Here is a 26,985-nt window from a genome sequence, read left to right as displayed (position 1 = left end):
GGACTAAATGAAGTTAGTGAATATATGGAAGATAATATTTGTTGTTTATATATGTTTGTTACTATTTTTTGTTGTTGTGAAGTTTAATGAATCAATCGATAGAATTATTTCCATAAAAGAAAGTAGAAGTGCAGGTTATTGGAACTATAACTTAATTCCATTTCAAAGTATGACACGTTATTTGCAAAATATGACTGATTCGTATGCCTATACCAATATTTTGGGTAATATTATTCCATTTAGTCCGTTAGGATTTCTTATACCGATTATTTTTAGAAAATGCAGAAAGTTTGTAAAATCCATTTTGATTTGCTTCATATCCATAATTGGAATAGAAACATTTCAATTCTTCACAATGCTGGGATACTTTGATATAGATGACATTCTTCTAAATACAATAGGTTGTTTAATCGGCTATAGTGTTTATGGTGTTCTCAGAAATTACATAAAAAGAGCTAGAAAAGCTCAAGAACTCTGGAGGGATAAAAATGGCTGGAATGAAGACAAATACTTATAATCTGGAAGCCATTCAACTGCTTAAGGTTCACTTTCAAAATCTTATCATGCAAAACCGACTACAGGGAGCAAGTTTTGTGATATCTCAAAATAATCGCATCATCGCTAAGGAAGCTTTAGGCTCGTCTGGGTTTAACGGTACTTCGTTCAGCGTCGATGCTATCAGACCTGTTCAATCCATTGTGAAGATCATCACTGCACTCGCAGTACTTAAGCTTGTCGAACAGGGCAAGTTGAATCTAGAAGATAAGATCACTCGTTATTTGCATGAGTTAGATTGTAATGGATTTAGGGGAATTACGCTTCGCCATTTGCTAACACATCAATCAGGAATGCATTTCGACCCTATTTTTTTTAATTCTTTCCATCTCGCAGATTGGATTTCTCCTCTGACAGAGAGTAGATATATGACTGAACCAGGAACTACTTTCGAGTATTCGAACGCAGGGTTTGCTCTTCTAGGAGTCATCATCTCCAGGGTCTTCGGTAATTCTTACGAACAATTTGTAGAAGAAATGTTGCTCATGCCGCTGAATATGACGATGACTTCATTTAAACTTTCATTACAGCAGGAGTCGCTTCTTTCACTCGTTCTCCCACGGGAAGAAAACAGTTTGGCTCCGGAGAATTATCGAGCGGTTCCGAGATCTTTCGGAGGGTTGTTTTCTACTTTAGATGATCTTCAAAAATTGGGACAGATGATGCTAAACCAAGGTACTTTTGAAGGGAAAAGAATTATAAACGATCAGCTCATCCAGCAAATGACGTCCGATGGGTTAGGGTTGTTCTTAGATGGTAATGTGATAGGTACTATGTCTCCTCAATCCTTTTCCCATCATGGAGCAGGATGGTCCGCACTTACAATTGACCCTGTGAATGAATTGGTCGCAGTTATCTTCGTTCCGAGTATAGAGGATTTCGTGGCGGAATCCTTACATCCTTCTATGCAAATTATTGGCTCAGGGATTCGACCAAAATAATGAAAATTGGTAGGGAAGGATAATATTTATTATGAGCAGAGACAACACTCGGATTTTTTTTTACGGTTTTATTGTCGGTACCGTTTTACTGCTAATGCCTATACCGGATTTCTTTTTTTGGAGTGGTATTTTAGATCTCGTTGAAACTATCTTCCGTTATTTAGGCTTAGTTTTCTTCGCAGCATGTGGTATTACAATACTAGTACGGGTTGTCAGAACCTTACTTGAAAAATGATAATGGATGGAGGACTAAAGGGGGTATTTGAGTTAATTTGGATTTTCCGTATTTCCTTATTCTTAGTCATCTGTAATGACAGCAATTCAGGTATATTATTTTAGTAAGAAAATTTATCCTTTGGAGGGAATTGGATTGCCGAATACTAGTTATGTTAGAACAATACTTAGGCACGCCTGCTTTTCTTCTCGATTTTTATTAATATTTGTATGTATTGCCGCTCTATTTTTTGTAACCAGCTCCTATGCAGTATCTGCCGACAGCACGATTAAAGTGAAAATAAATAATGTGCTTCAGTCTTATTCCCAGCCTCCGGTTCTGCTTAACGAAAAGACTGTTGTACCTATGCGAGCTATATTCGAAGCCTTAGGAGCGCAATTAATCTGGAACGATAAGGATAAAAGTGTCATAGCCACTAGAGGAACTTTATCAATTTATTTAAAAATAGGTGATAACAAAGCTAAAGTAAATGACGAAGATATCATTCTAGACCAGCCTGCCGCTCTCATAAATGGCAATACCATGGTTCCGGTTCGATTTGTCGGTGAAGCAATGGGGGCAACTGTAACCTGGGAGCAAGCCACCAAGACCGTAATCATTACCTATAAAACGGAGACACCAGATAGCGATTTAACTTTACGTTTCCCGATTATTAAAGACCAATTATTTGGGTTTATCGACATCACTGGGACAATTGTGATAACTCCGCAATTTTCTGATGTTTTGCCTTTCACGGAAGGACTTGCAGCGGTAGAAATTGATGGGTTGTGGGGATATATTGATATAACTGGAAAAATAGTCATTCCTCCTGGCTATGGTCTTGCCTACGAATTCTCTGAAGGTCTAGCTAATGTTGAGAATTTTGACAATGATGAATATAAAAGCGGGTTTATCGACAAAAGTGGAAAAATTGTGATCCCACTTCAGTTCAATAATGCCCTTGATTTCTCCGAAGGAATTACTCCCGTTGAGTATAAGGATTCCAGCCAATATATTAATAAAAACGGAGAAGTTATTATTAAACAGAAGTTTTTTAAAGCGACTGATTTTTCAGAAGGTGTAGCAGCTGTTGCAGAAAGTATTATGGACCCAGCAAGTTATATTGATAAAGAAGGTAGAAAAGTATTTAACGAGACCTATGGCATAGGCTCTTCGACTTTTATTGGTGGATTCGCAGCTGTTCAAGTTGGGGAGAAATGGGGGTTTATCGACCATACCGGGAAGCTAATTATTCAACCCCAGTTTAGTTGGACAGGCCAATTCTCAGAAGGGTTGGTTTCCGTTTATACAGATGACAAATGGGGATTTATGAATTCTAGCGGAGAGATGGCCATTGCGCCAAAATATGAATTTGCTTCTGATTTTTCTGAGGGACTTGCCATGATTCAAATGGATAGAAAACGCGGGTACATCAACAATAAGGGTGAAATTGTGATCGAACCTGAGTTTGTAATTGCATTCGACTTTAAAAACGGTTTAGCTTTGGTTGAAAACAATGAACACGAACAGGCTTATATTAATCAAAAAGGTGAGTTTATCTATCCTTTCTCCAAATAAAGCGGAAGAGTTCTGGTATAAAAAACAAGCTAATCATTATTTTATGTGGTTTCACGTTTTTGAAGATGAAATCAATCATAGAGGACAAATCAGAATGATTAAGAAACGACTTAAGGTATAAGCAGCAGAAGGGTCCGCCACGGCGGGCCTTTTGTCTTGGAAATAAAAAAACGTGAAATGGGATATTTATGAGTCACCAATCGTGTTGAATGTAGGAGGCGAATAAATGGAAGACAATTCTTTATTGCGTACGGATAAAGAATTGGCTGAACTCTATCAACGGCATGTAGATCAGGTTTATCGGCTGTGCTATATCTATTTGAAAAATCCCGTTGATGCAGAAGACGCTGTTCAATCTGTATTTCTAAAATTGATCAAATCTCAAATGGTTTTCAATGACCAAGAGCATGAAAAAGCTTGGTTGACGGGAACCGCAAGAAATTACTGTAAAGACATTCTTAAAAATTGGTGGAAAACCCGGCGTGTGGATTTAGATGCTATACCGGAAGTTTCTTCCTGGAATGGCGATGAACCATCGGGAAAAGTGCTTGCAAGACTGCTCTCGCTTCCCGAAAAATACAAAACAGTTCTATATCTTTACTATTTTGAGGAGTACTCAGTAAAAGAAATATCAGAGATGTTGAAATATAAGGAAAGTACGATCCAAACGCAGCTATCCAGAGGCCGCAAACGCCTTAAAATGGATTTGGGAGGGAATTACCTTGAGTAACAAAAATATTAATCGGCTTTTTGAAGCTCTTACGCCAAAAACTGAACAAAAAGAAAAGATGTTTCATAACATTTTAGTGCAAAGCCAGAATGAAAATACAAAACACAGAGGATTTAACGTCGTGAAACGTTTAAGACCTGCCCTACTAGCTACCGTACTGATGGTGTGTTTAACTACAACAGCTTTTGCAGCGGCATATATGGGACTAGATGAAGCATTTATGAAATTTCTAAATCCAGTAAACCATGAGCAGGCAGAACATTTGTCAAATGGCGCTTACGTGGTAGGCAAACAAGTGGCAAACGAGAATGGATCGCTTACCATTAAGCAAGTTATCGGCGACAGCAATCTGACCTATATCTTAATGGATTTTACTGCTCCAGCAGACACTGTATTAGACTCAGCTCGATATCGTTTTGAATATCCCATGATTACCTCAAATCAGCAATCTCATAGCATGGATTTTAAGTTGCTAGACGATGGAAATTCGAATGACAATAAAATTAGCATGGTCATGTCTGTCTTGACCAAAACTTCAATGGCTGGCCAAACCGTTCATTTCAAATTCAATGATGTACAAGCAGCAGATCCGTTTCCGGGGGTTTTTGAAACGGTCTTACCGGGTTCTTGGGAAACAGCTTTTAAACTGGATTTCAAGGAGTACTCTCACCTCTATCAGATAGATCAAAACATTACCATGTTTGGATATGAGGCAGTATTAAAAACGATCTCCGTCTCGCCCATTGCGATTTCGTTAAAGATTGAAAGCACATTAGTGAAAGAGATAGACAAAGCCGCTGGTAAGCCACAAGAAATCGGCAAAAATGAATATTTGGATAAATACCCTATCACGATAAACTATATAGACGGTACCTCGGAAACGACAAGCATTTTTACCGGCGAATACCAGGGGGATCTCATTAGTGGACAAATACTAACAATCAAAACCTTTGAGAATGTTATAAATGATAAGGAAATCACATCTATCGTATTTTTTGATAAAAAAGTTCAGATTAATAACTGAATCTCCACTACATTACTAAGGATCTCAGGTAAAAATTCTAGATAAGAAGGAAATTGTAATAAACAATGGAATATCTGTATGGAAGGGTTCATCGGCAGAAAATGATTCCGCCAGTTATACTGCAATTCCTATATATGGGTTGAAAAGAGGAGATGTAAAAAATGGCAACCACGAAGAAAAATTTAAGGACTTGCAACAAGGGACACAAATACTATAAAAGCAGTGACTGTCCAACCTGCCCGATTTGCGAGCAAGAAATGAAACCTGAACACGGGTTTCTTTCAGTACTCTCAGCACCAGCCAGACGAGCATTAGAGAACAATGGCATAACGACTTTGCTACAGTTATCAAACTTCAGCGAAGGCGATATTTTACAATTTCATGGTATGGGACCAGGATCTTTACCCAAACTTAGGGCTGCTTTGCAGACTGATGGGTTATGTTTCAAAAATTAAACACCAAGGCAGACAATCCCAAGGTTTAAAGGAAGGAATTAACTATGTCGGATAAAATAATGGAACAGGACATAACCATTCAGCCATTTACGAATCAGGACAGTAACATGGTTTATGCTTTTTTTCAAAGGCTCTCTACGGAAACACGAACTGCATTTCGCCCACACCCGTTTACAGAAGAAACGGCGAAGCAATTAGCGGGCGAAGACGTAGCTAATGTGGAAACGAAACGATTTGCTGCCAGCTTGCGGATCGATAATCAAGATGTTATGATCGGCTATTTCTTTTTCTGGGATTGGCATACAGGTGTGCCCAGCTTTGGAATTGCTGTTGCGGATAGCTACCAAGGCATGGGGCTGGGCTGGATAATGACTTCATATGCCCTAGAGTTTGCACGAAGCCACGGCAAAGGCGGCGTTATGCTGACCACAGATCGCACTAATATACGTGGGCAAGCTCTGTATAAGAAATGCGGCTTTGAAATTATTGGACATGATTTAACAGGCGAATTTTTACTTATACATCGATATGTAATAAATATGTGTCTATACTAATGGAAATATAAGGGAAATTTATGCTTTTAGTGGGGGAAAGTTTATGAAAAAGCTATTTTTTTTAGTATTAGTTGTTTTAATTGTCGGAGTTTATTTTATTTTCAAGCTTTTTAGCTCAGAACCACCCTCACCGACCATTTCCGTAGGCGACAAGATTATATCATCCGCACAAGGTTCTTATTGTTGGCGTGGACTTTTAAATGCAAAGTGCGTTGATATGGTTTCACCCCCAGAGATTATTAAAATGGCTGGTCTTAAACCGATTGTTGTGTCTCCTGAAGCCCAATTGAAAATCAAGTTTAGAAACCAACCTAAAAAAAATACAATGGGAGTAAATAGATGGATTAGTGATGAAAAAGTGGAGGAAGCCCATTTAAATGGTAATATTTTGACCTTGCCAAAAGAGAAAGGAGTGTATATATACGATATTTTTGCATACTGGAATAAAGGAAGCTCCAGTTATGTTTTTGTCGTTGAAATTCAATAGAATACTTTTCAACTAAAGATTACGATAGAAGGTGAAATATTTGGATGCTGATTTGTCTATGTTATACCATGCCATTAAATTCTATGATCTGGATAGAGATTCACTCACGATTGAAATCGAACTACCTGGGGTGTACCATAATGATTATCATTATAAAATACGAGTTCAAGAAAAATATTACTCGGCAAGGTTCATAAGTCGAAATCGCTATGATCACGATGTTTTCTTTGAATTAACGGACCATGTCTTAGAGGAACAGATGGAGTATATTGAATTTTTGAATACCCATGGTATTCCTTTCATGCGTCCAAAATCAACTTCAATGTCTAAAAGATTTGCTGAAATTATCTGGCATGGAGTGGATTACCGATTTTTATTGTTTGACTGGATTGAAGGTAAACACATTACTCATTGTACGGAAAGCGTGTCTTTTAAATTCGGAAAGATAGCAAGAAAATTTCATGATGTTTCCTTTAATTATAATTGTACACTTCCTAAAGAGTCATATATTGTTGGAAGCATGAAAATGATTTCTATCCTGGAAAAAGTATTATTAACAGCAAATATTACTGATCTGAATCAGTCGTTACTTCAAGAATATATAATTCTGGCAAAAGAGAAAATTGATTGTGCATATACATCTAAACTTGAGTTTATTATGCAATCTGATTTAAATCCGCTCAATATTCTTTGGGATAATGAGGAGAATATTGTTGGAGTCGTTGATTTTGAACATATTGGGTATACAGATCGAATTGAAGGATTGGCATGGCTAATTAAATGGTATTCTCGAACCAAGGGAATTGAATCACATGATGTTTCTCCTGAACTCACAGCAAGCCTTTTGTTGGGTTATAGTGCAAAAGGTTTTTTAAGACAAGAAGAACGAACGCGACTTTCATCGTTATTGTGGATTACTGGTTGCTTAAATTGGGGTTTTGTTAATAAAACACTTAAAATCTTAGAAAATGGGGATCAGAATCATCTAGCAGGTCATTTAACTATATTTAGAGAACGAGGTTTAAAGCTATCCTCCTTGATTTCTGAATAAATTTTATAACTATTAGGAAGGGGAAGAAGCAATGAATATACGTATATTGCAGGAATCAGATGCTGAATCGTACCAGAAATTACGCTTAGATTCTTTAATAGTCAACTCAGAAGCATTTGGATCAACCTATGAGAGAGAATCGAAATTCTCAATTGAAACTTTTGCAGAGCGGTTAAAACCGACGAAGGACAAGTTTGTACTGGGGGCTTTTACTTTGAATGGATCATTAGTTGGAATCGTGACTTATGTGCGTGAAAGCGGCCTCAAAACCGCACACAAAGGGAATATATTCGGCATGTATGTATCACCAGAAATGCGAGGCAAGGGATTAGGGAAAACACTCTTACTCGAGTTAATTAAATGGGCCAGAGATCACGATGGTTTGGAACAGATAAACTTAATGGTCGTTTCTAATAATAACTCCGCAAAGAAGCTATACAAATCGGTAGGGTTCGAGGTGTATGGCACAGAACGAAACGCTTTAAAATTCAAAGGGCAATATTATGACGAGGACTTAATGGTCTTTAAACTTTAGTTTATTGAACAGATCATTGAATTCCGTAACGAGGAATTATACATAAATTAGTAGGTATGTGATTGGGGGATGTACTATGAGTGTTATTGTAAAAGACTGCACTATGGGAGACATTGAACAGGTTACTTCCTTAATGAGCGAATTAGGTTACCCGACAAGCATTGAAGAAATGGAAGCAAGCTTCAAAAATATTCTTCCGATTCAACGGATGGGGTTTATAGCAAAAAGCACTGGTTTTGTTAAAAATATCGTATGATTCACTGAATGGACTCATGAAAAGCCAAAAGCATAAAAAAGCAGATCAGAACTCCACTATCAAGTTCGGATCTACCTATCACTTTTTTTTCATTACTATAAACAAGCCGAGTCACCAATTCGAATGACTCCTGGAGACATAGCTCCTAGTTGAATTCTAAACTCAACCTCTTTAGCATTCCACACAGCCTCAGCTCCAACTACCTCTAAAACAGCATCACCACTATTTAGCAGCTCAAGCGGTACTGTAAAGACAAGCTCCTGATCTTCTTCCGTGAGGTTGAAGATGTTGATGACACCGCCTTGATGTTCCTCTAAGGTATGGAGGTGGATATGCTCAGCAATGCCGTGAAAAATCCCTCTAACCATGTATGGCTTAATCAACTGGTAAAGCTTCATGTGATCACTATAGCTTTGAAAGCGAGTCTCGCGGTCATAAGCAGCAAGCGCACCTGCGAATTCGACGGAAGGGTGGCTAAATTTGCCTCCAATGCCCATATGCCGAACGGTTGAAGCGGTCCACCAGAAGAAAACGCAGGCATCATTATCTGCAGCCATGGTTATGTGCAAATATAACGGAATACTAGAGCCGAGATTATAGTAGTAAAGCGCAAGTGCTTTACCGGTTTGTAAGTCCTCGATGCAATTCCACATGTACTCAAAGCCCCAATTTTCATCATAAGCACCAATGCCCTCAGCACCTTGGCGGAAATAAGTCGGCGCATACAATGAGTTCGACCAAGGCCAAACGGCATCATGCACTTCAGTGAGTAAATCCGGGCATTGACGGCGAACCTCGGCAGCCAGCCTATAAACAGCTTCGATATGGTCTAGAGCTGTAGAAGGTACAGCATGACCATGATTGGGATCGTAGCAAGGTCCGCGCCAATCCATTTCATCGAACATCATAAAACGAATACCTTGCTTGGAGATGGCAAGAATTCGCCTAAGCTTTTCAGCAAAGAATTCAGGGCTGCACAAGCAAGGCTCCCAGAAATGATAGCCCCAAACGGGCTCCATGGTTTCTGGCTTCATCAATCCATAGGAGTGCTGAACCGAATAAGCTTCATCCCAATGCTTGCGATAAGAGCGAAGGATGGTGCGATAGCCCAGATTTAACCCATAGTCCGTTTTCAACGTTTGAACTAGCTCAGAAACAGTTCCCAAGCGGGATTCATCCCACAAGGTATGACCTTCGGCAATCTCCCAGCCTGGATCGAGATAAAGCAGCTCACAGCTGCAATCCTTGGCTTTTTGCGCTTCAAGCAATAAGGCTTCTTTGTGGTAATTTTGCTTGAGTTTTTCTGAATCAGAATGATGCCAGCCAATATCATAGAGCACATTCCAATTCACGGGTGGATTATAGTCCTTAGGAAAGGTATGGCCGCGCTGCTCAATAAACGTACGATAAATTCCATAAGCTGTCTGGATCGAACCCTCGTAGGGCATGTAAGTAGTAGTGCCGAATGTGAAGGTTTCACCGGGCTGCAAATGTCTCGTACCTAGTGGTTCGCTGTACATGGATAACCCAACACCGCCAAAATGCAAGATGCTTTGACCGGCAACCTCACCTACACGGGCAACAGAATATTCGATGGCTTCATTATTATATTTGATAATAACAATTCCGTTGTTCACATCTCCCCAAGCCCAAGCTTCCGAACGAAGCCCATCCTCTATCCGATCAGGCTCTTCACGAGAAGCATCCCTATAGAAGGAGTTTTTGGTTTCACCAGCTATCAGCTGAGTTACGGAATAATCATGCACTATACCGTCCAGCTGGACCAAGAATGGAATAGCCCTTAGACGCCAGCTGCTCTTATCCTGCAAATCAGCTGAAAATCCAAAGTGGACTTGACCCACTTGAACCGGGTAATTGTGAGGATTGGTAAGTGAGATGGTTTCAGATAATCCGTTCCCGTCTTCTATAAACTGTTGCTTGAAGATTATGCCAGATGCAGCAAACGTTCCGTTATATTCTATTCCAGCTTCATTTACAACGGAGTTAGGATCTGATAAATGAGTATCTATAACCTGTTGACCATTCAACGTTGTAGAAAGCGCATAGTGATAAGGCAGCTCGGAAAAGGCTTTTAGTTGATTAGCTAAGGTGAGCCTAGATAACTTTTCATCAATAGATAGACGTAACAATGCAGGGACCTCCTAATAGTGAAATAATTGGCATCCTAACAATCAACATACCATATTTTGTATTCATATAAATGTATGATCATTAAGAAGTGTAAAAAAGCGAGTTTTTCTGGATTTTACAGCCTATTTTTTTCCAAGATGTCTCCCATATCTGCTTTCTATTTTGGACAGTGGCTGTTAGAATAATGATGAACGAATGAAGATTGGAAGTGATGAAGCATGAACAGGACTTTGTCAGTTTTATTGATTCTCACGCTGTTGTTTTTACCATTAGTAAGCGGTTGCAGCAAATCGGATTTCAAAGCTAATAAAAGTAAGGTGGAATTGGAAAACACCACGTCACCCGAATCCCAAACGATTGTAAAATTAAGAGTATCCGGTTTTAAATCAGGCTCCGAAATCGGAGCAATCCCCCAAATTAATGAGCAATTCATGAAAGAAAACCCAACGATAAAAGTAACCTATGAGGGAATGCCAGGTGCCCAATATAGTGAGTTTATTAAAAGTAAATTCGCGACCAATGATGCTTCGGATGTCATCATGCTTAATCCAGGAATCTCATCGGTCGGAAGTTATTCTAAAGCAGGCTTTATAAGGGATCTCAGTGATCAGCCTTGGATCAAAGACTTCACACCCTCGGTAATTGAAGCCATTTCCATAAACGGTAAAATATACGGGACACCTAATGAAATGGTTGTGCTTGGTGTTTATTATAATAAAGAAATTTTTACTAAGCTGGCATTGAAGACTCCTACTAATTGGGATGAATTCCTTGCGGTTTGTGAAGCGATAAAATCAGAGGGACTTACACCAATTTCGATTGGAAATAACGATGGTTGGATGACCTTAGCTGCACTATATTCTATGGGATCATCGTTAATCAAAGACCCTGATTTTGACAAGAAAATAAATGCTAGATCGACTAAATTCAATGGGACTTGGAATGAAATGGTGAACCAGTGGTTTTCGCTAAATGATAAAGGGTATTTAACACCTAAAAGCACGTCCATCAGCTTGGATCAAGCTCAGAAGGATTTTGTTGGTGGAAAAGCAGGGATGTACATAGATGGAAGCTGGTCATTGGCTGGTTTATTGAAGATTAATCCGAATATGAAACTAGGGATGTTTGCTATGCCTGCTAATAAAGCTGGAGAAGAAACGGTTGTTTCTGCTTCGATTGGAACCACTTGGACTATTAATGCAAGAACTAAGAATTTAGCAGCAGCACAACTATATTTGGCTTATTGGGCGAAGAAAGCAACGCTTATGGAATGGGCCAAGAGCCAAGCTTCGTTTATTACACTTAAGGATGTAACAAGTGATATAGCACCTGAATTAAGTGAAATATCGCACTCATTAGCTACAGGCAAAAGCCATTCTTACTTATCTACCTATTGGGAGCAGTCGGAAGCTGCACAAAATGAAATGATGGCTTCCGCTCAGGGTGTTTATTTAAAAGCAGTCACAATCGATCAAATGCTGACGAATATGGATAATGCATGGGATAGGGCAGTCAAGCAAGAAGAACAGCAAAAATAAATAGCAATAAAGTACAAAGACGATTATTAGCTTTTCATGTAAAATTAATCTCTGAGAAAGCAATAGTTAAGGAACATTCCTTAGATGGAGGTTAATAGAAGAATGGATAAACCAAAACCAATTAAACAACAAATCGCGGAATCGTTTGTTTTTATGAATGAGGATCAACAACGCTTGCAGCTCCAATCTGCAATTAGAGGGAGTATGCGGTTAAGGTCACATACGGATAAAGGACATAAAGATGTTATTTATTATGAAGAAGAACAGGATTACATAGTTGATTATGATCAAGGTTGGATTGCTCGAACGGAAGGAAGTCGGATCCCCAATTGGTCTAAGCATCCCTTATGCGGAATAAAGCAATTTGACCATAACTTATATCCAGATTACAGCAACCGTGAATATACGGTATTTGGAGATTACGATTGCGAAATGACAGATATAGAAGCATCTAATGAACGGGCAGCAGAAGGAAAAGATAGATTAATGAATGTTAAGAAAAAGCTCGCGAGCGGACAGAAAGTCACCTATGTCGTTTATGGGGATAGTATTAGTGAAGGGGGCGAGGCAAGTGAGGAAAGATATAGCTACTTCAGCAGATTTTCCGCCCAATTGACTTCGCTTTATCCGGACGGCAGCTTGGAAATTGTCAATAAAGCTATTGGTGGCGAGACGAGTGAAGGTGGCGCTGAACGAGTCAATGAGGATGTGGTAGCTTGCCTTCCTGACCTCGTAACGATCGGTTATGGGATGAATGATCAGAACCAATTTGAATATGGAAATACGGTTTCACTTAAGCAATACGAGCAAAATATCCGTTTTATTATAGAGACGATTCAAAGCAGTTCTGATGCGACAATTGTACTGGTTACTCCTTGTCAGCCCAATCCTCTATGGCAGCATACTAGCGGCAGGATTGGCGAATATGCAGAGGTGCTTCGACGTTTAGGTGATATTTATCAAATTGCAGTCGCAGATGCTTATTCCATATGGCAGCAAGCATTAATTGCCGGTAAAACACCAGAATGTCTATTGCTCAATAATATTAATCACCCGAATGACTATGGTCATTATCTTTATTATAAAGCGTTCGAACGGATTATCTGTTAGGTAATACTATTCTTTACCGGCCGGGGGGCAATAAGAATGAAGATCAGGTTTTCAATCTTATTGATAGCATTGCTAGTGGTATGTCTTGTGTTAAGTGGATGCGGGATCAAACAGAAATCAACAGATAAACAAAGTAACAAGATAAAATTGCGTGTATAAGGTTATAAATTTGGCTCTGAAATATAATGGAACTTGGAATGCAATGCTGGCACAATGGTATGCCTTGGATGAAAAAGGATATTTGACAGCCAATAGTGTGAATGTAAGCTTGGAGAAGGCGCAAAGTGAATTTTCTGATGAACATGCTGCCATGTACATAGATGGAAGTTGGTCGATGGCGGGTATTGTAGAGAAAAATCCAGATTTGAAATTTGGGATGTTTCCTATGCCTGCAAACAAATCCAATGGAGAAATATTCGTATCTGCTGCAATAGGGACAACGTGGACGATTAATAAACGAACTCCAAACATAGAGGCAGCTAAATTGTATTTAGCCTTCTGGTCCAAACCAGAGAACCTCCAGATTTGGACGAAAAGCCAGGATGCTTTTATCACGTTAGATGGCATAAAAAGTCAAGCTGCTCCTGAGCTCAGTGAAATCTCGCAGCTAATATTTTCCGGTAAAACCTTCCCTTTTTTAGATCAAGGCTGGGAGCAGTCTTATGCCGTACAAACGGAATTAATGAACTCCGCTCAAGGGGTATACTTAAAGGCGATTTCTCAAGAGCAAATGCTGAAGAAAATGGATGCAGCGTGGGATGCGGCTGTTAGTCAATAACGGGAACGTCAGGTGATTCTCTATAAGCCTTGGGAGAGACTCGATTAATTTTCTTGAACATTTTTGAGAATAACAAAGGATCCGTATAACCAACCGAGCGGGAAATATCACCAATAGTTAAATCCTGATTTAACAACAACTCTTTGGCGCGGTTCATCCGAAATTGTAATAAATATATTTGCAAAGAAAGCCCAAGCTTCTCCTTAAAGAGACTGGATAGATACGTACGATCCAAACCGACAAATTGCGCGATATTAAGCACGCTGATCTTCTGGCTGTAATGGATTTCTAGATACTCAATGGCTTTGCGAATATAAGCTTCTTTAGTATGTGCGGGTGTAGGAACTTCTTTAAGTTCTGGTGCAGTTAAGATAAGCTCAGCAAAAAAACGATACATAATGCTCTGCAGTCCTACATCACTATTTCGCTCAATATTCTTCGCCTTCACCATTTCATCTAAAAATCCTTCAAACCACAGATTTCCATGTGTATAAAAAATAGGCTTGGTACGACTTAATTGCGCTCGTTCCAAATAAGCCTTTGCATAAAGCCCTTGAAAGCCTACCCAAGTGTAAGTCCATGGATCGTCATCGTCAGCTTTATAATAAATAATGGTATCCGGACAAATTAAAAATCCTTGACCTTGGTTTATGTTATAAATTTGATCGCCAATTCGCATGATGCCTTTACCGCTATGAACATAGTGAAAGATATAATGCTGACGAATGCCAGGGCCCCAGAAATGCCCAGGCTCACAAACCTGGTTTCCAAAAAAACATAAATCCAATTCAATTCTTTGGCCAAACGGTTGGACAGAATTATGGATGTCGTTGCCATTCACAGATGCTCACCTCAAATAGGGTTGATCTTAATATTATAACATGCTTACTGACTAAAAATGTAGGAATTTCTTATTTGATATTGGATTGTGCCATATATTGATGGAATAAATCCATTTAGTATTCGGAGTATATGGCGTATAATCAGCCTATAATATAAGATATGGAGGCAAAGGATAATGGCTAAGATTACTTTTATGGGTGCAGGCAGTACCGTTTTTGCAAGAAATGTATTAGGTGATGTTATGAAAACTCCTGCTTTACAGGGATTTGAGCTAGCGTTATTCGATATCAACCAAGAGCGCCTTACGGATTCTGAGAATATATTGAATAATATCAAAACAACCTCCGGCAGCACATGTGTAATTAAAGCGTATACAAATCGTAAGGATGCTTTACGTGGAGCTAATTTTGTCGTTAATGCAATTCAAGTAGGCGGATACGATCCTTGTACGATAACCGATTTTGAAATTCCGAAGAAATATGGCTTGCGTCAAACTATTGCAGATACGATTGGGATAGGCGGTATTTTCCGTAATCTGCGTACAATACCTGTAGTGCTTGATTTTGCTAAGGATATGCAAGAGGTTTGTCCAGATGCTTTATTTCTTAACTATACGAACCCGATGGCTGTTCTTACTAATGTATTGAACACTTATGGTGGTGTTAAAACGGTCGGACTTTGCCATAGTGTACAATCTTGTATGCCAGATATGTTTAGACACTTAGGAATGGATTCGACAGGGGTACAAACGAAAATTGCTGGGATCAACCATATGGCTTGGTTGCTTGAAGTGACTAAGGATGGAGTGGACTTATATCCAGAAATTAAGCGTCGCGCCAAAGAAAAACAAAATGAAAAGCATGGCGACATGGTGCGTTTTGAGTTAATGAATCGGTTTGGTTATTACATTACAGAATCCTCCGAGCATAGCTCAGAGTATCATCCGTATTTCATCAAGAAGAGCTATCCAGAGCTGATTGAACGGTTTAATATTCCATTGGATGAGTACCCGCGCCGTTGTATTGAGCAAATTGCTGGCTGGAAGGAAATGCGTGATTCACTTGTGAATGAGCCGAGAATTGAGCATGTTCGCAGTCATGAGTACGCCTCTTTCATTATGGAAGCAATGGAAACGAATATTCCTTTCAAAATAGGCGGCAATGTCATGAACACAGGCTTAATTACGAATTTGCCTAAAGAAGCATGTGTTGAAGTTCCATGTTTAGTCGACTCATCAGGTGTTACACCTACCTATGTTGGAGATTTGCCTCCACAGCTTGCTGCGTTAAACCGCACGAACATTAACACTCAGCTATTGACAATTGAAGCAGCGATTAAGCTCAAAAAAGAACATATTTACCATGCAGCTATGCTTGATCCGCATACAGCAGCTGAGCTTTCATTGGATGACATCGTTGCACTTTGCGATGATCTCATTGAAGCACATGGCAGCTGGTTGCCTAAATTCTCTTAAGAATATCAACATTATCGCTTAGGCTCTGCTAGATTTAATTAGCAGGGCTTTTTTCTTTTATGAATACGAGTTTACTGCTATAATGAAATAATTCTATAACATAGTCGAGGTGTTAAGCGTTGAAGGCATATTTAGAGCTATTACAGGACATTCTGACAAACGGAGAAAAGAAGACGGATCGAACGGGGACAGGCACGATTTCAGTATTTGGCCGCCAGCTTCGTTTTGATTTAGCGCAAGGCTTTCCGATGGTAACGACGAAAAAATTACATACAAAATCAATCTTTCACGAGCTGTTATGGTTTCTCAGCGGAGATACCAATATTCGTTATTTGCAGGAAAATGGCGTGAGGATTTGGGACGAGTGGGCGGATGAGAATGGAGAGCTGGGTCCGGTGTATGGCTCTCAATGGCGTGCATGGGAAACGGTTGACGGCAGATCGATTGATCAAATTAGTAAAGTAATTGAGCAAATTAAGCGTAATCCAGATTCCAGAAGACATTTAGTCAATGCTTGGAACGTCGCGGACGTCGATCAAATGGCTTTGCCGCCCTGCCATTTCACCTTTCAATTCTATGTGGCGAACAACAAGCTAAGCTGTATGTTCACGATGCGTTCTATCGATAGCTTTCTAGGTCTGCCTTTTAATATTGCCAGCTATGCTTTATTGACTCATATGGTGGCAGAGCAATGCGGGTTAGAGGCTGGGGAATTAATCTGGTCTGGCGGCGACACACATATTTATCAGAATCATTTAGAACAAGTTGAGCTGCAGCTCACGCGGGAGCCTTTTCCACTGCCTCAGCTATTAATCAAGCGCAAACCAGATTCGATTTTTGATTACAAGTATGAGGATTTCGAGGTTGTGAATTACCAAAGTCATCCAACGATTAAAGCACCAATTGCGGTTTAGACAGTTTAATTGAAGGAGTGGATGGTATTGAGCATTTCCTATATAGTAGCTATGGATATTCAGCAAGCAATCGGCTTGGGCAATCAGCTGCCTTGGCGGCTTCCAGCAGATTTAGCTTACTTCAAGAAGACAACGATGGATCATACCGTGTTAATGGGGCGGAAAACATACGAGTCGATCGGAAAGCCGTTACCCAATCGGACGAATGTAATTCTTACGCAGAATAGAGAGTATGAAGCGGAAGGCTGTGTGATTGTTCATTCTATCGCTGAAGCACTTGATGTTGCCAAGGTGGATGAAGTCTTCGTCATTGGTGGAGCTGAAGTATTTCAATTGTTTATGCCTTTCGTGGAGCGTTTGTACATCACATTAATTGAACATGAATTTGAAGCGGACACGTTTTTTCCAGAGTTTGATATTGAAGAATGGGAATTGGAAACCTCCGAAGATGGAGTCCATGATGATAAAAACCCATATGATTATAGCTTTCTTGTGTATACAAAAAGACCTTGACGCAATTCCGTCAAAGTCTTTTTTTTGTGTACTAGGTGATGTTTATTAGCCTTTGGCAATACCCACATTCATGCTAAGTGGGACGTCCTGCAGGATCGAGCGCTTCTGCAAATAACGCGAGAAAGCAATAGCTGCTTGAGCGCGAGTTACTTCTTGCGCAGGCATAAAGCTTCCATTGGTAGCAGTAAGTATTCCTAAACCAACGACGATAGCCACTTGGCCTTTGTGGTTGATTTTAGCAGCATCCTTTAAGTCGAGCTTGAATATATCACTGTATTCGGCAAGCTTATCATAGCCTAGTGCACGTACAATTAGCTGAGCAATTTCATCACGGCTGATCGTCCCATTAGGATTGAAGGTTGCCGATGTATTGGCATCGATGATGTTCGAGTCCACGGCAGATTCAATGTAAGGGAAGTAAGTAGAGTCGTTGCTCACATCCTTGAAGGAGCTAACGCGATTAGTGTATTCTCTCCCGCCAAATCCAGAACCACCGTTCATCGAGATGACCAGCATTTTGATCATTTCACCACGAGTGATTGCTTGATCAGGTAAAACTTTACCATCTTTTACATCCAACGCACTATAATCAATCATTAATTGAATTTCGTTTTGTCCCCAGTGTCCTTCAATGTCCGTTACAATGGCTTTTTCAAGAGTGGTAATTTCACCGGTATCTCGCTTTTTCCATTCCCCGCTAACCGCATCTAAGAATATGAATTGATCCGGATATTTTGGTGTTAGGATATAATAGGGCTTAGCTTCCTGAGTTGCTTCGACTTCTGGACTCGGCGGATTTACAGGATTGGGATCATAGGGTATAGAATACGTAAGCTCAATATTATATTGCGACAAAAGCTTAGTGATAGCATCAGCTTCTGAAAGTACCATCGGTTTAGTAGTAGGGTATTCCAGAGTGCTTAGATTACTCCAGAAGCTATTGATTTCACCTGTGTCAGTATCAACTCCTACATTGATCGATTCGCTCTCTGTTAGAATACCTTGAACTACACGGCGGAAATTAATGTTGATTGCTGGCGCAGTTTTCATTAGCTCGTCAGTCAGATTTGCTAGATTCTGTTCATCAATAGCAAGCTCATTGGTATATTGCGGGACTACTTTTTTAATAAAATCAATCGCTGCTGCTTTAGCTTTATCTAGGTTAATCTTAGTAGCTGCGGGAGTAGTCGTAGAATCATCGATTGGAATCGGTTGCTTCTGGTTGCGATAGTAGCTAAGAAGCTCGCCAGTTTTACTGTTGATTCCAGCACTGATATAGTCGGGATCCTTCCCTTTCTCTGCCGCCACCTGCCAGCTTAAATTCCATATGGAGATTCCAGTTCCACCTCCGCCACCGATTATTACTCGCTTACTGCTTGCAACGGCATCATTGGAAACTCCTTCATCTGGGGCTACACTCTCTTGATAGAAAGCATTCTCAAGCTCAGCATTAGCGGGCAAATGTATATAGCCAGTGGCTAGTTTAATAGCTTGGTCTTTAGTCAGGTTTAAGTTACCTGTTGGTTTATCAGCAAGCGGCTGTTCCGTTAAAGGTGTTGTATTCAACGATATTGTCGAGCCATATTGGTTAGTAACCTTGCTGGTTAAGGCATCCACGGAGTTAGTAATTAGGCTATAGCTCAAATAAGGATTGGTTTTCTTGGGAGCTGTTTGGTTCCAAGGCGAAATGTAGGTGAGAGCAACGGTTGAATTTGTTTGAAAAGCATAAGTTGCCTGCTCTACGGAAATAGCCTTGGACGCATCAGCAAATGTTACTTTGTTGGACCAATTTTGATCATAGCTAACTAGCTTGCCATTTCCGTCTAAAGTGAAGGTAACGTAATTATTTGGATAGGGAATGTTGTTTTCTATACGATCAAATTGGATGGAATAACGTACGTCGCCATTTAAAGGTGCTTTAAATAATTTTTCAAAATTATCGTTATATTGGAGATGGCTTAGCTCATTTGGATTAAACTTTTTAAGCAGCTCAGTTGCAAGTTCCTTAGCTGTTTTAAGATTTACTTTTGGCGGGTAAGCGGGTTTATTCGCAGGATTCTCATCATTGTAGTAATAGTTCATGAGTTTTCCGGAATCAGAGTCTATACCAACGCTGATACTGCCATAATATTTATCGTCTGTTTTTTTTCCATATTGCAGATTCCATAATGAACTGCCATTACTATAACTATTAGAATTAAAGCTAATATTCTGCAGTACATAGCTGCTTGGAATTTCCACATACAATTTTGCCAGCTCAATGGCTTTTTCTTTGCTAATTTTGGCTTCATCTGCGTATGTACTGTCTGTTACAGAAGGAGTCGAGTTGGAATTAATTGCTTGTGGTCCTGAGTTGATCGAAGGTTTGGGCAAAGCGGCACCACCTGCTGCTAGAATGGGTGAAACGGTAGATAATAGAAGGGCTGTAGTTAGGCTGATGACGCTGATTGGTTTCAATAATTTCATTATTATATTCCTCCAATTGAAAAATTTGTTACACTCTTATAAACGGAGAGTAATGAAATAAGTTGCAAAAAACAAATGTAGATTAAAATTCTCAGAATATGAAGGTGAAGTATGAAAAATCCTTTGAATCAGATGCGTTTCGACTATAGTTTTCCTTACGGGAAAGCCAAATGTGAACCAGGCTGGAATTGGTGCCCGCAGCCTCTTATAGATTATGATTTATGGTATGTTGTTGCGGGAAAAGGCCAAATGCAGCTAGGGAATGAAGTGATTGATTTAAAGCAAGGTACATGCTGCCTAGTTCATCCTAATGATGCACCTATAATAGAACAAGATCCCAATGACCGCTTTACGGTTATTTTTATCCATTTTCAGATTATGGATCAGGAGCTAGATCAGTTGTGGCCAAAACCTACCGCTTTGCCGCGATGGACTTCTATAGAGGATACCTTCTATTTTGAGGGGATGTTAAATCGGATTTTAACTATTTTGGATGGTAATGAGCTTTGGAAAGCGGAGGAATTTGATTGTCTGATGAAGCTGAGTTTAATCCACTTGCTGCGCTTACAGGCGGGAGAGACAGAGTCAGTGGATGCCTCGCCTAAGCAGAAACAAATGATTCTGCAGGTTGTGAGATTTGTCCGTGAGCAAGGAGGACGGAGAGTGCCTCACAGTCAGTTGGCTGAATTAGTTGGTTTGTCTCCAGAATACCTGGGGTTGTTGTTCAAAAAAGTGATGGGCCACTCCCTAAAACAATATATTACGACGACTAGACTAGAACGAGCCATGCATCTGCTCACAGAAACGGCGATGAATGTATCTCAGATAGCAGATGTGCTGGGTTACTCCACAGTGTTTCTATTTAGTCGGCAGTTTAAAGCGCATTTTGGATTTCCACCGTCGCATTTTCACCAAAAATCCAAGCATTTTGTGCGGATAGGGCAGTTAGCTGAGGATTAATTATCGGTATAAGTATAAAGAAAACGGGTGTAGGGTCATGGGTTTAACTCATCGGATCTATTAAAATAAAGAGAAAAGGAGGTAGTTAAATTATGACTATCGAATCTACTCCGAAACGTACACTTTATGCCTATGAAAACCAAGCTGAAAACGAGTTAGCCCGGCATATTGCAACGACACTATACCGCTATGATCGAATTGCAGAACGTCGACTCCCTACTTTGCAGGATCTAACCGATGAGCAGGTGAAGCTGTTCTGGCAGCAGGGGTATCTGGTTATTGAAAACGTGTTGTCTGAGGTGGAAGTTGAACGATCCATTAGTGCGATTATGGATATCCTAGCAGGAAAAACAATTGGGCCGAAAATTCAATTCGTCGGTAAAAAGAGCGATTTGCTATCTATAGAGGAACGGGAGCTTGCAGCGCGTAAAATATCTGAATATATCGATCATGAGCCTAATCTCCACTCGATTGCGTTTCACGATGATATACTAAAAGCAATGGGAAAGCTGTTTAATGAACAAGCGGTTGTTGTTCAGGATCAAGCGATTTTGAAGCCGCCAACAGGTGGGGCAGAGAAACCTTGGCATCAGGATATGGCTTATGGTAATTTGGCTTATGACAAATCGGTCATTGGCGCATGGATTGCCTTGGACGCTGCTGAGCTTGATAATGGCTGCATGCATGTTATCCCATACTCACATATGGACGGAGCTGTTCCGCATTATGCGGAGCGCGATTGGCAGCTGTGTGATCGCAATGTAGCCGTTGTGAAGGATGTCGCAGTGCCACTTAAGCCTGGCGGAGTTTTACTGTTCTCAGGCTTGCTGCATCATGGGACACCACCTAATTTCTCTGATAAACGCCGCCGTGCGCTACAGTTCCACTATGCCCCGGAATCGGCGAAAAAGCTAACGCCACAAGAATATAAACGGATGTTTACCAATGAATTAACAGGTGCTGAGTGTTGAATGCTGCGCAGAGACTTAGGAAAGAATGACTATAATGATTTCTTCCTAACGTTTCCTCTTGGCATGCAACCAATAGTGTTATATAATGGAAAAGAAATTAACTGAAAGGAGTGGGTTTGAAATGATTAATTCCAATGGTATTGCTAATAAAGAGGTAGCTGTTAACTAAATATCCAAGCTTTAAATAACCGTCTCCTGACGACATATTGACCGTACAGGCACGATTGAGTTATCGTGTTTTTTTTGTGCTTTTTTTACCCAATAAAACCTAAAATAAACGAAAGGACGTGCAGTATGAAATACGCAAATGAAATGAACCATGCCAAACATTTAATGAACGATACTATAACTATAGCGCTAATCAATAAAACGAAGTACCAATTCGAGGAGGAACAAATATATGAGTTACAAGAATGGGAAGGACTTTCTTCCGGCTAATTTACTTAAACAACTACAAGATTATATTCAAGGTGAGATTATCTATATTCCGAAAAAAGAACAGAAGCGTGCGGGCTGGGGCGAGAATAACGGCACGCGTCTCGTAATTGAACAGCGGAATCATGAAATCTACCAGCACTATAAGAATGGATTAACCATGAGAGAGCTAATTTGCGCTTATCATCTTTCGGAGGATAGTATTCGTAAAATTATCGGTAAAACTCGCGAGTTGGTCAGACAAACCGCACTTTAAATAGACTACCCTTTAAGTAGAGGCTTCTACTTCAAGGATAGTCTTTTTTTTGCCTTTGATTTTAAATGGTGCATATTATATCATGAATAATCATAAATGAAAATACTTATTTTTCGAGTATTATTTTCTGTTTCCAATTGAACTAAGATAACAAAGTAAAGTTTAAAGGTTATGGAACTAAGAGAGGGATGTTGGGATGAAAGCAGAGTACATAAAAGAGATGCCGTTTTTTAATAAGTTTTCCAAGCATGATATGGAAAAAGCCTCTTCGTTTGCACAAGAGAAATGGTTGAACAGAGGCTCTTTCATTTTTATGGAAGGAGACAGCGGCGATCAATTTTATATTATTCTATCTGGGTTGGTTGAAATCAATCGCTTTGAGAATGGTAAGAAGTTTGTGCTTTCTACCTTACAGGCAGGCGATTTTTTTGGCGAAATGGCTCTCTTGGAAGAAGGCGATTTACGTTCCGCTAATGCTGAGGTTATAGAAAAAACATCGCTGTTAGCCATCGATCGTTGTGATTTAATGAGCTTCCTTGAATCCTACCCCAGTGTAAGCTATCAGCTATTAACCACTTTAACAAGAAGATTACGCAAAACGAATGAGCAAATGCATGATATTACTTTCTTGGATGTACGGTCTCGTGTTTACAAGAAAATATTAAGCTTAGCTGATGAATATGGAGTCGTCTTGAATCAACAAATGATTATTAATCTGCGCTTAACCCATCAACAAATTTCTGAGATGGTTGGCTGTACAAGAGAAATGGTGACCAAGGTATTAATCGAACTGCAAGCCGAGGATATTATTGATGTAATCAAGAAAAAAATTATTATCAAAAACAAGCTGGCCTTATCAGAAAAAATAGTTAATGATTTGTCCCGCTAACTCAGGGTTAATGAATAGAGTTCGATAATAATAAGACAATTTGAGGAGGAAAAAAGTATGGAGCAATCATTATTTGAAAAGTTTGGTGGATTAAACGGAATAGCCCCTGTGGTAGACGAGTTTTATAAACGTGTTTTGGGTGAATGAAACCGTTAGTTCATTCTTTGACAGTACGGATATGGTGCAAATGCGCAAACATCAGACCCATTTTCTCAGCTTTGCATTAGGCGGACCCAATCAATATACAGGCAAATCTATGGAGCATGCACATAAAGGCTTGAATCTTCAACCCATGCATTTCATGGCAATCGTCAAACATCTGCAAGGCACCTTAGAGTATTTTGGTGTTAGCCAAGAAGATATTTCAAAAGTGTTTGGACTTATTGCACCCTTGAGAGAGAATATTTTGCATAAATAAGAGGTTTATAAATCAAACTCAGTGATTAGTTGGTCTCTTGAGGCCATCTTATCACTGAGTTTTTTAATTAATAATGTGGTCCAGTTCACATTAATTAACTGGGGATTTTCTTATAATTGAGAAAAGAACGAAAACAAAGGAGCTTATTATCATGTTGAAGAATGCAGGGAATAAAAAAATGATTGCGATAATCATCACCTTAATAATGATGTTATCTATGCTGCCAATTGCAGCTTTCGCAGAAAACGCAGCTACAGGAAATAAAGTTACCACAATTGATCCATTGTTTCAGAACGCCTTGATTAAGGTTAGTGCACTACAAGGAGCAGCTGCAGCACAACTGATTACAGCGCAACGTGATCTATTGTTGAATGCCATTCAATTGGCTGACAATCTGAATGATAAGACGGCTTCACATCAAAAGAAACTCGAGTTGCGTGCATTCAAAGTAGCTGCAATCTTGAATACTTTTGGACAAGCAGTAGTCCCTGTTATCATTAGCAATGTAGAAGCAGCCTTGATCGCCGCCCAAACAAATATTGCTGCAGCCCAAGCGAAAGGGATCAATTTAATCCAGTCGAAACAACTTATGGATCAGGCAATTAGCTCAATAACGAGCGCTAAGGGTACAATGGATATGAACGCATCGCTTGACTTTGCATTGCTAGCAGGCAATTCACTTCAACTCATTGTAACTTTGATTGGAGCCTCTGTAACAACACCAATTCCAACTGCTACTCCGGCAATCGGCGGGACACCTAAGCCTACTCCAGTAGCTACTGTTCAACCTACACCAAAACCTACTCCAACTAATCTATGGACAACGATAGAAACTCCTCGCGCATGGGATTATGTTCCGACAAACCCTAGTCAATCAGCATGTGGTGCTGCCGGTACCTTGTATGATGTTGGAATTGGCCAAACGTATACCAAGCTTTCTCAGGTGCCTTGGCTTAAGCTGTTACCTTGTGATACGGTCAACATTCATTGGCAGCCAACACCTTATAAGGAAATTACCTTCCTCTCCAATCGAGGGGCAGCTAATAAGTTTATCAGAATAACTGGGATTCTTGGACCTAATGGTGAACGCCCAGTAATTGATGGGAATGGTGCAACACAAACACCAGGGCTTCCATTCATTAACGCACTATTTGATAAAATCGGACTTTTTGTAATCAGTCCTCCGCAAGGATATGTCTGGGGATATAAGCCAGGCTACATTGAAATTTCGAATCTTGAAATTAGAAATGCAAATCAAACCAACTCAATTACAGACATAACAGGTGCTGCTTCTAATTGGCATAAGTTTGCGAGTGGTATTTACATTGAACGTGGCGAGAACATTGCGATTATTAATTGCGATATTCATGACAACGGAAATGGATTGTTTCAGAATTCTAAATATGATGAGCAAGGGCAGTCTCGTTATCTGCTTGTTGAAAGAAACTATCTCCACGATAATGGCAATGCAGGAAGTGCGAGTGAACATAATGCTTATACAGAAGGAGTAGGAACAGTATATCAGTATAACCGTTTTGGCAACACGAAGGCAGGTTCATATGGTGATAATGTAAAAGAACGTTCCGCAGGAATTACCTTCCGCTATAATTTCTTTGAAGGCGGAGCGTTTATGATTGATTTACTGGATCCGCAATCCAATGCAGCTTATGAGAAAATTCAGAATGATGCTTGGGGTAAGCTGCTAGTGGATTCTGTCTACATCTACGGAAATACATTTTTTATGCACACCGAGCCTAGTCCTACCGGCTGGCAGCATACTGTCCTCGGATTCGGCGATGGACCTTACTCCTGGGGGAATGTTCGAAAAGGCAACATATACTTCTATAACAATTCAGTTGTTTCTCAATATGATTATGAATTCTGGCATCAGCCCTCCATTACAATTTTTAAAATTAATAACAATACAGGAACTCCTACAGTACAGGCCACCAATAATGTTTTTCATGCCATGTCTGTTACACCAGGTGTTAAACCAGAACCATTCAATATTTTCCACGGTTACGGAAATGCAAATTTCTCGAATAATTGGATTAGTGCTGGATGGTTGAACGCCAATCCGCGGTTCCTGACAAGTGATCCAGCTGGTCTTGCTTGGAATGGGAGTGGAATAACGAACACATTATCCAATCCACAGAATAATCCTGGATTTATTGATGCGGCTAATGGAAACTTCAAGCTAACTGCAAATTCACCGCTAGTTAATGCGGGAATATCGTTGGATCCGGAAATCGTGAAAACAGGAAATGTCCCGAGCTTTGAATATCTAAAGCACCAAGCAGGCATGCCTCGTAATCAGGATGCAGTTATTGATTTGGGAGCTTATGAGAATTAATTTTCTTGAAGTTATTTTCAATTCTACTCAGTTTTCGAGTATATTTTTTATTGCCTTAAGGGGTTAACATTAGAAACAGAAAGCAAAAGAAAATATTAGGAGCTGAAGAAATGAAGAAGAGAATAGCAGTTGTTTCATTGCTAGCATTAGGAGTAATCGCATCCATATCAGGATCGGCATTCGCAGCAAGCACGGACGGATTAACTAATCGTACTATCCCAGTTATCAAGTCTATCCCACCAGACCCATACATTCCAGTCATTCGAGTAGTTCCGCCAGACCCATATTTACCCATTATTATTGCAGTCCCACCGGATCCATATCTGCCTGTTATCGGGTTTGTTCCTCCAGATCCTTATACACCAATCATTATTGCTGTACCACCAGACCCATACAGACACTAAAAGAATAAACAATGTAAAGCTTTATTTCTATGAATTATAGAGATGAAGCTTTTTTGTTTATTTTAACTATAACTAAATTTTCTCTTTTCAATAAGCTGATTAGATGACATAATTTAGGAAGAAGACAATTCG

27 protein-coding genes and 1 pseudogene are annotated in these 26,985 nt (G+C 39.8%); 25 read left to right on the top strand and 3 right to left on the bottom strand.

The genetic code is table 11. The features are described from left to right. Positions 1 to 7 precede the first annotated feature (7 nt). The 12 genes and pseudogenes from EHS13_RS25855 to EHS13_RS25800 all read left to right on the top strand — a co-directional run bounded on the left by EHS13_RS25855 (position 8) and on the right by EHS13_RS25800 (position 8,380). Positions 8 to 517, top strand: coding sequence for a VanZ family protein (locus tag EHS13_RS25855; protein WP_155703147.1), 510 nt, complete (start codon positions 8 to 10; stop codon positions 515 to 517). Further along, positions 489 to 1,496, top strand: coding sequence for a serine hydrolase domain-containing protein (locus EHS13_RS25850; protein ID WP_155703146.1), 1,008 nt, complete (start codon positions 489 to 491; stop codon positions 1,494 to 1,496). The genes EHS13_RS25855 and EHS13_RS25850 overlap by 29 nt, the downstream gene beginning before the upstream one ends. A 310-nt stretch (positions 1,497 to 1,806) precedes the next feature. After that, entirely contained in the window at positions 1,807 to 3,288 is a 1,482-nt protein-coding gene (locus tag EHS13_RS25845) for a WG repeat-containing protein (protein ID WP_155703145.1), read from the top strand. Continuing rightward, positions 3,287 to 3,409: pseudogene (locus tag EHS13_RS25840) on the top strand (DinB family protein); the annotation flags it as partial. The gene EHS13_RS25845 and the pseudogene EHS13_RS25840, both read left to right, overlap by 2 nt. A 105-nt stretch (positions 3,410 to 3,514) precedes the next feature. After that, positions 3,515 to 4,018 carry an RNA polymerase sigma factor gene (locus tag EHS13_RS25835; protein ID WP_155703144.1) on the top strand — a complete coding sequence of 168 codons (504 nt, stop codon included), beginning with the start codon at positions 3,515 to 3,517 and terminating at the stop codon, positions 4,016 to 4,018. Further along, on the top strand, positions 4,011 to 5,042 hold the full coding sequence (locus EHS13_RS25830) for a hypothetical protein (RefSeq protein ID WP_155703143.1): 1,032 nt from the start codon (positions 4,011 to 4,013) through the stop codon (positions 5,040 to 5,042). Before EHS13_RS25835 ends, EHS13_RS25830 begins: the two co-directional genes overlap by 8 nt. Before the next feature lie 161 nt (positions 5,043 to 5,203). Further along, the gene (locus EHS13_RS25825) at positions 5,204 to 5,497 is read left to right on the top strand and encodes an RNA polymerase alpha subunit C-terminal domain-containing protein (RefSeq protein ID WP_155703142.1); all 294 of its coding nucleotides are present in this window, start codon (positions 5,204 to 5,206) and stop codon (positions 5,495 to 5,497) included. Between the two features lie 44 nt (positions 5,498 to 5,541). Then, a complete protein-coding gene (locus EHS13_RS25820; RefSeq protein ID WP_155703141.1) occupies positions 5,542 to 6,051 on the top strand; it encodes a GNAT family N-acetyltransferase in 510 nt (169 codons plus the stop codon). A gap of 43 nt (positions 6,052 to 6,094) precedes the next feature. Next, positions 6,095 to 6,538, top strand: a complete 444-nt coding sequence (locus EHS13_RS25815; protein ID WP_155703140.1) for a hypothetical protein — start codon at positions 6,095 to 6,097, stop codon at positions 6,536 to 6,538. A gap of 40 nt (positions 6,539 to 6,578) precedes the next feature. Continuing rightward, the gene (locus EHS13_RS25810; protein WP_227013519.1) at positions 6,579 to 7,589 is read left to right on the top strand and encodes a phosphotransferase; all 1,011 of its coding nucleotides are present in this window, start codon (positions 6,579 to 6,581) and stop codon (positions 7,587 to 7,589) included. Positions 7,590 to 7,620: 31 nt separating this feature from the next. Then, the gene (locus EHS13_RS25805; protein ID WP_155703139.1) at positions 7,621 to 8,124 is read left to right on the top strand and encodes a GNAT family N-acetyltransferase; all 504 of its coding nucleotides are present in this window, start codon (positions 7,621 to 7,623) and stop codon (positions 8,122 to 8,124) included. A 76-nt stretch (positions 8,125 to 8,200) separates the two neighbouring features. After that, positions 8,201 to 8,380, top strand: coding sequence for a hypothetical protein (locus EHS13_RS25800; RefSeq protein ID WP_155703138.1), 180 nt, complete (start codon positions 8,201 to 8,203; stop codon positions 8,378 to 8,380). Between the two features lie 95 nt (positions 8,381 to 8,475). On the opposite strand, the gene EHS13_RS25795 is transcribed toward EHS13_RS25800, so the two are convergent. Next, on the bottom strand, positions 8,476 to 10,530 hold the full coding sequence (locus tag EHS13_RS25795) for an alpha-amylase family protein (RefSeq protein WP_155703137.1): 2,055 nt from the start codon (positions 10,528 to 10,530) through the stop codon (positions 8,476 to 8,478). Positions 10,531 to 10,749: 219 nt separating this feature from the next. Here EHS13_RS25795 and EHS13_RS25790 point away from each other — a divergent pair, with 219 nt between their 5' ends. The 3 genes from EHS13_RS25790 (at position 10,750) to EHS13_RS25780 (ending at position 13,957) form a co-directional block, all read left to right on the top strand. After that, entirely contained in the window at positions 10,750 to 12,069 is a 1,320-nt protein-coding gene (locus EHS13_RS25790; protein ID WP_155703136.1) for an ABC transporter substrate-binding protein, read from the top strand. A 102-nt stretch (positions 12,070 to 12,171) separates the two neighbouring features. Beyond that, positions 12,172 to 13,179 carry an SGNH/GDSL hydrolase family protein gene (locus EHS13_RS25785; protein WP_162463253.1) on the top strand — a complete coding sequence of 336 codons (1,008 nt, stop codon included), beginning with the start codon at positions 12,172 to 12,174 and terminating at the stop codon, positions 13,177 to 13,179. Between the two features lie 169 nt (positions 13,180 to 13,348). Next, entirely contained in the window at positions 13,349 to 13,957 is a 609-nt protein-coding gene (locus EHS13_RS25780) for an extracellular solute-binding protein (RefSeq protein WP_162463252.1), read from the top strand. Here the strand turns inward: EHS13_RS25780 and EHS13_RS25775 are convergent. Beyond that, entirely contained in the window at positions 13,947 to 14,798 is an 852-nt protein-coding gene (locus tag EHS13_RS25775; protein ID WP_155703133.1) for an AraC family transcriptional regulator, read from the bottom strand. The genes EHS13_RS25780 and EHS13_RS25775 overlap by 11 nt on opposite strands. Positions 14,799 to 14,975: 177 nt before the next feature. Between EHS13_RS25775 and melA the strand changes: the two genes are divergently transcribed. The 3 genes from melA to EHS13_RS25760 all read left to right on the top strand — a co-directional run bounded on the left by melA (position 14,976) and on the right by EHS13_RS25760 (position 17,701). Further along, positions 14,976 to 16,274: an alpha-glucosidase/alpha-galactosidase gene (gene melA, locus EHS13_RS25770; RefSeq protein WP_155703132.1), complete on the top strand. Its 1,299-nt coding sequence runs from the start codon at positions 14,976 to 14,978 to the stop codon at positions 16,272 to 16,274. 119 nt (positions 16,275 to 16,393) lie between these two features. Further along, complete coding sequence (locus EHS13_RS25765) at positions 16,394 to 17,188, top strand: thymidylate synthase (RefSeq protein WP_155703131.1); 795 nt, start codon at positions 16,394 to 16,396, stop codon at positions 17,186 to 17,188. Positions 17,189 to 17,215: 27 nt separating this feature from the next. Next, positions 17,216 to 17,701, top strand: coding sequence for a dihydrofolate reductase (locus EHS13_RS25760; protein ID WP_155703130.1), 486 nt, complete (start codon positions 17,216 to 17,218; stop codon positions 17,699 to 17,701). Positions 17,702 to 17,746: 45 nt separating this feature from the next. Here the strand turns inward: EHS13_RS25760 and EHS13_RS25755 are convergent, their stop codons facing one another. Next, positions 17,747 to 20,167: an S-layer homology domain-containing protein gene (locus EHS13_RS25755; RefSeq protein ID WP_155703129.1), complete on the bottom strand. Its 2,421-nt coding sequence runs from the start codon at positions 20,165 to 20,167 to the stop codon at positions 17,747 to 17,749. A 111-nt stretch (positions 20,168 to 20,278) separates the two neighbouring features. Between EHS13_RS25755 and EHS13_RS25750 the strand changes: the two genes are divergently transcribed. From EHS13_RS25750 to EHS13_RS25720, 7 genes are all read left to right on the top strand, one after another. Next, positions 20,279 to 21,127 carry an AraC family transcriptional regulator gene (locus EHS13_RS25750; RefSeq protein ID WP_155703128.1) on the top strand — a complete coding sequence of 283 codons (849 nt, stop codon included), beginning with the start codon at positions 20,279 to 20,281 and terminating at the stop codon, positions 21,125 to 21,127. A 92-nt stretch (positions 21,128 to 21,219) separates the two neighbouring features. After that, a complete protein-coding gene (locus EHS13_RS25745) occupies positions 21,220 to 22,098 on the top strand; it encodes a phytanoyl-CoA dioxygenase family protein (protein WP_155703127.1) in 879 nt (292 codons plus the stop codon). A 400-nt stretch (positions 22,099 to 22,498) separates the two neighbouring features. After that, the gene (locus tag EHS13_RS25740; RefSeq protein ID WP_155703126.1) at positions 22,499 to 22,789 is read left to right on the top strand and encodes a CD3324 family protein; all 291 of its coding nucleotides are present in this window, start codon (positions 22,499 to 22,501) and stop codon (positions 22,787 to 22,789) included. 196 nt (positions 22,790 to 22,985) lie between these two features. Then, positions 22,986 to 23,678 (top strand): Crp/Fnr family transcriptional regulator, encoded by a 693-nt coding sequence (locus EHS13_RS25735; RefSeq protein ID WP_155703125.1) that lies wholly within the window; start codon positions 22,986 to 22,988, stop codon positions 23,676 to 23,678. A gap of 130 nt (positions 23,679 to 23,808) precedes the next feature. Beyond that, on the top strand, positions 23,809 to 24,096 hold the full coding sequence (locus EHS13_RS25730; RefSeq protein WP_319633389.1) for a group I truncated hemoglobin: 288 nt from the start codon (positions 23,809 to 23,811) through the stop codon (positions 24,094 to 24,096). Positions 24,097 to 24,247: 151 nt separating this feature from the next. Next, complete coding sequence (locus tag EHS13_RS36465) at positions 24,248 to 26,449, top strand: right-handed parallel beta-helix repeat-containing protein (RefSeq protein WP_193571443.1); 2,202 nt, start codon at positions 24,248 to 24,250, stop codon at positions 26,447 to 26,449. Between the two features lie 110 nt (positions 26,450 to 26,559). Then, positions 26,560 to 26,853 carry a hypothetical protein gene (locus EHS13_RS25720; RefSeq protein WP_155703124.1) on the top strand — a complete coding sequence of 98 codons (294 nt, stop codon included), beginning with the start codon at positions 26,560 to 26,562 and terminating at the stop codon, positions 26,851 to 26,853. Positions 26,854 to 26,985 lie beyond the last annotated feature (132 nt).

The organism is Paenibacillus psychroresistens (assembly GCF_009728935.1).
Lineage (GTDB): Bacteria > Bacillota > Bacilli > Paenibacillales > NBRC-103111 > Paenibacillus_AC > Paenibacillus_AC psychroresistens.
Note: the sequence above shows the minus strand (reverse complement) of the source record. Positions and strands in the feature narration are given on the sequence as shown.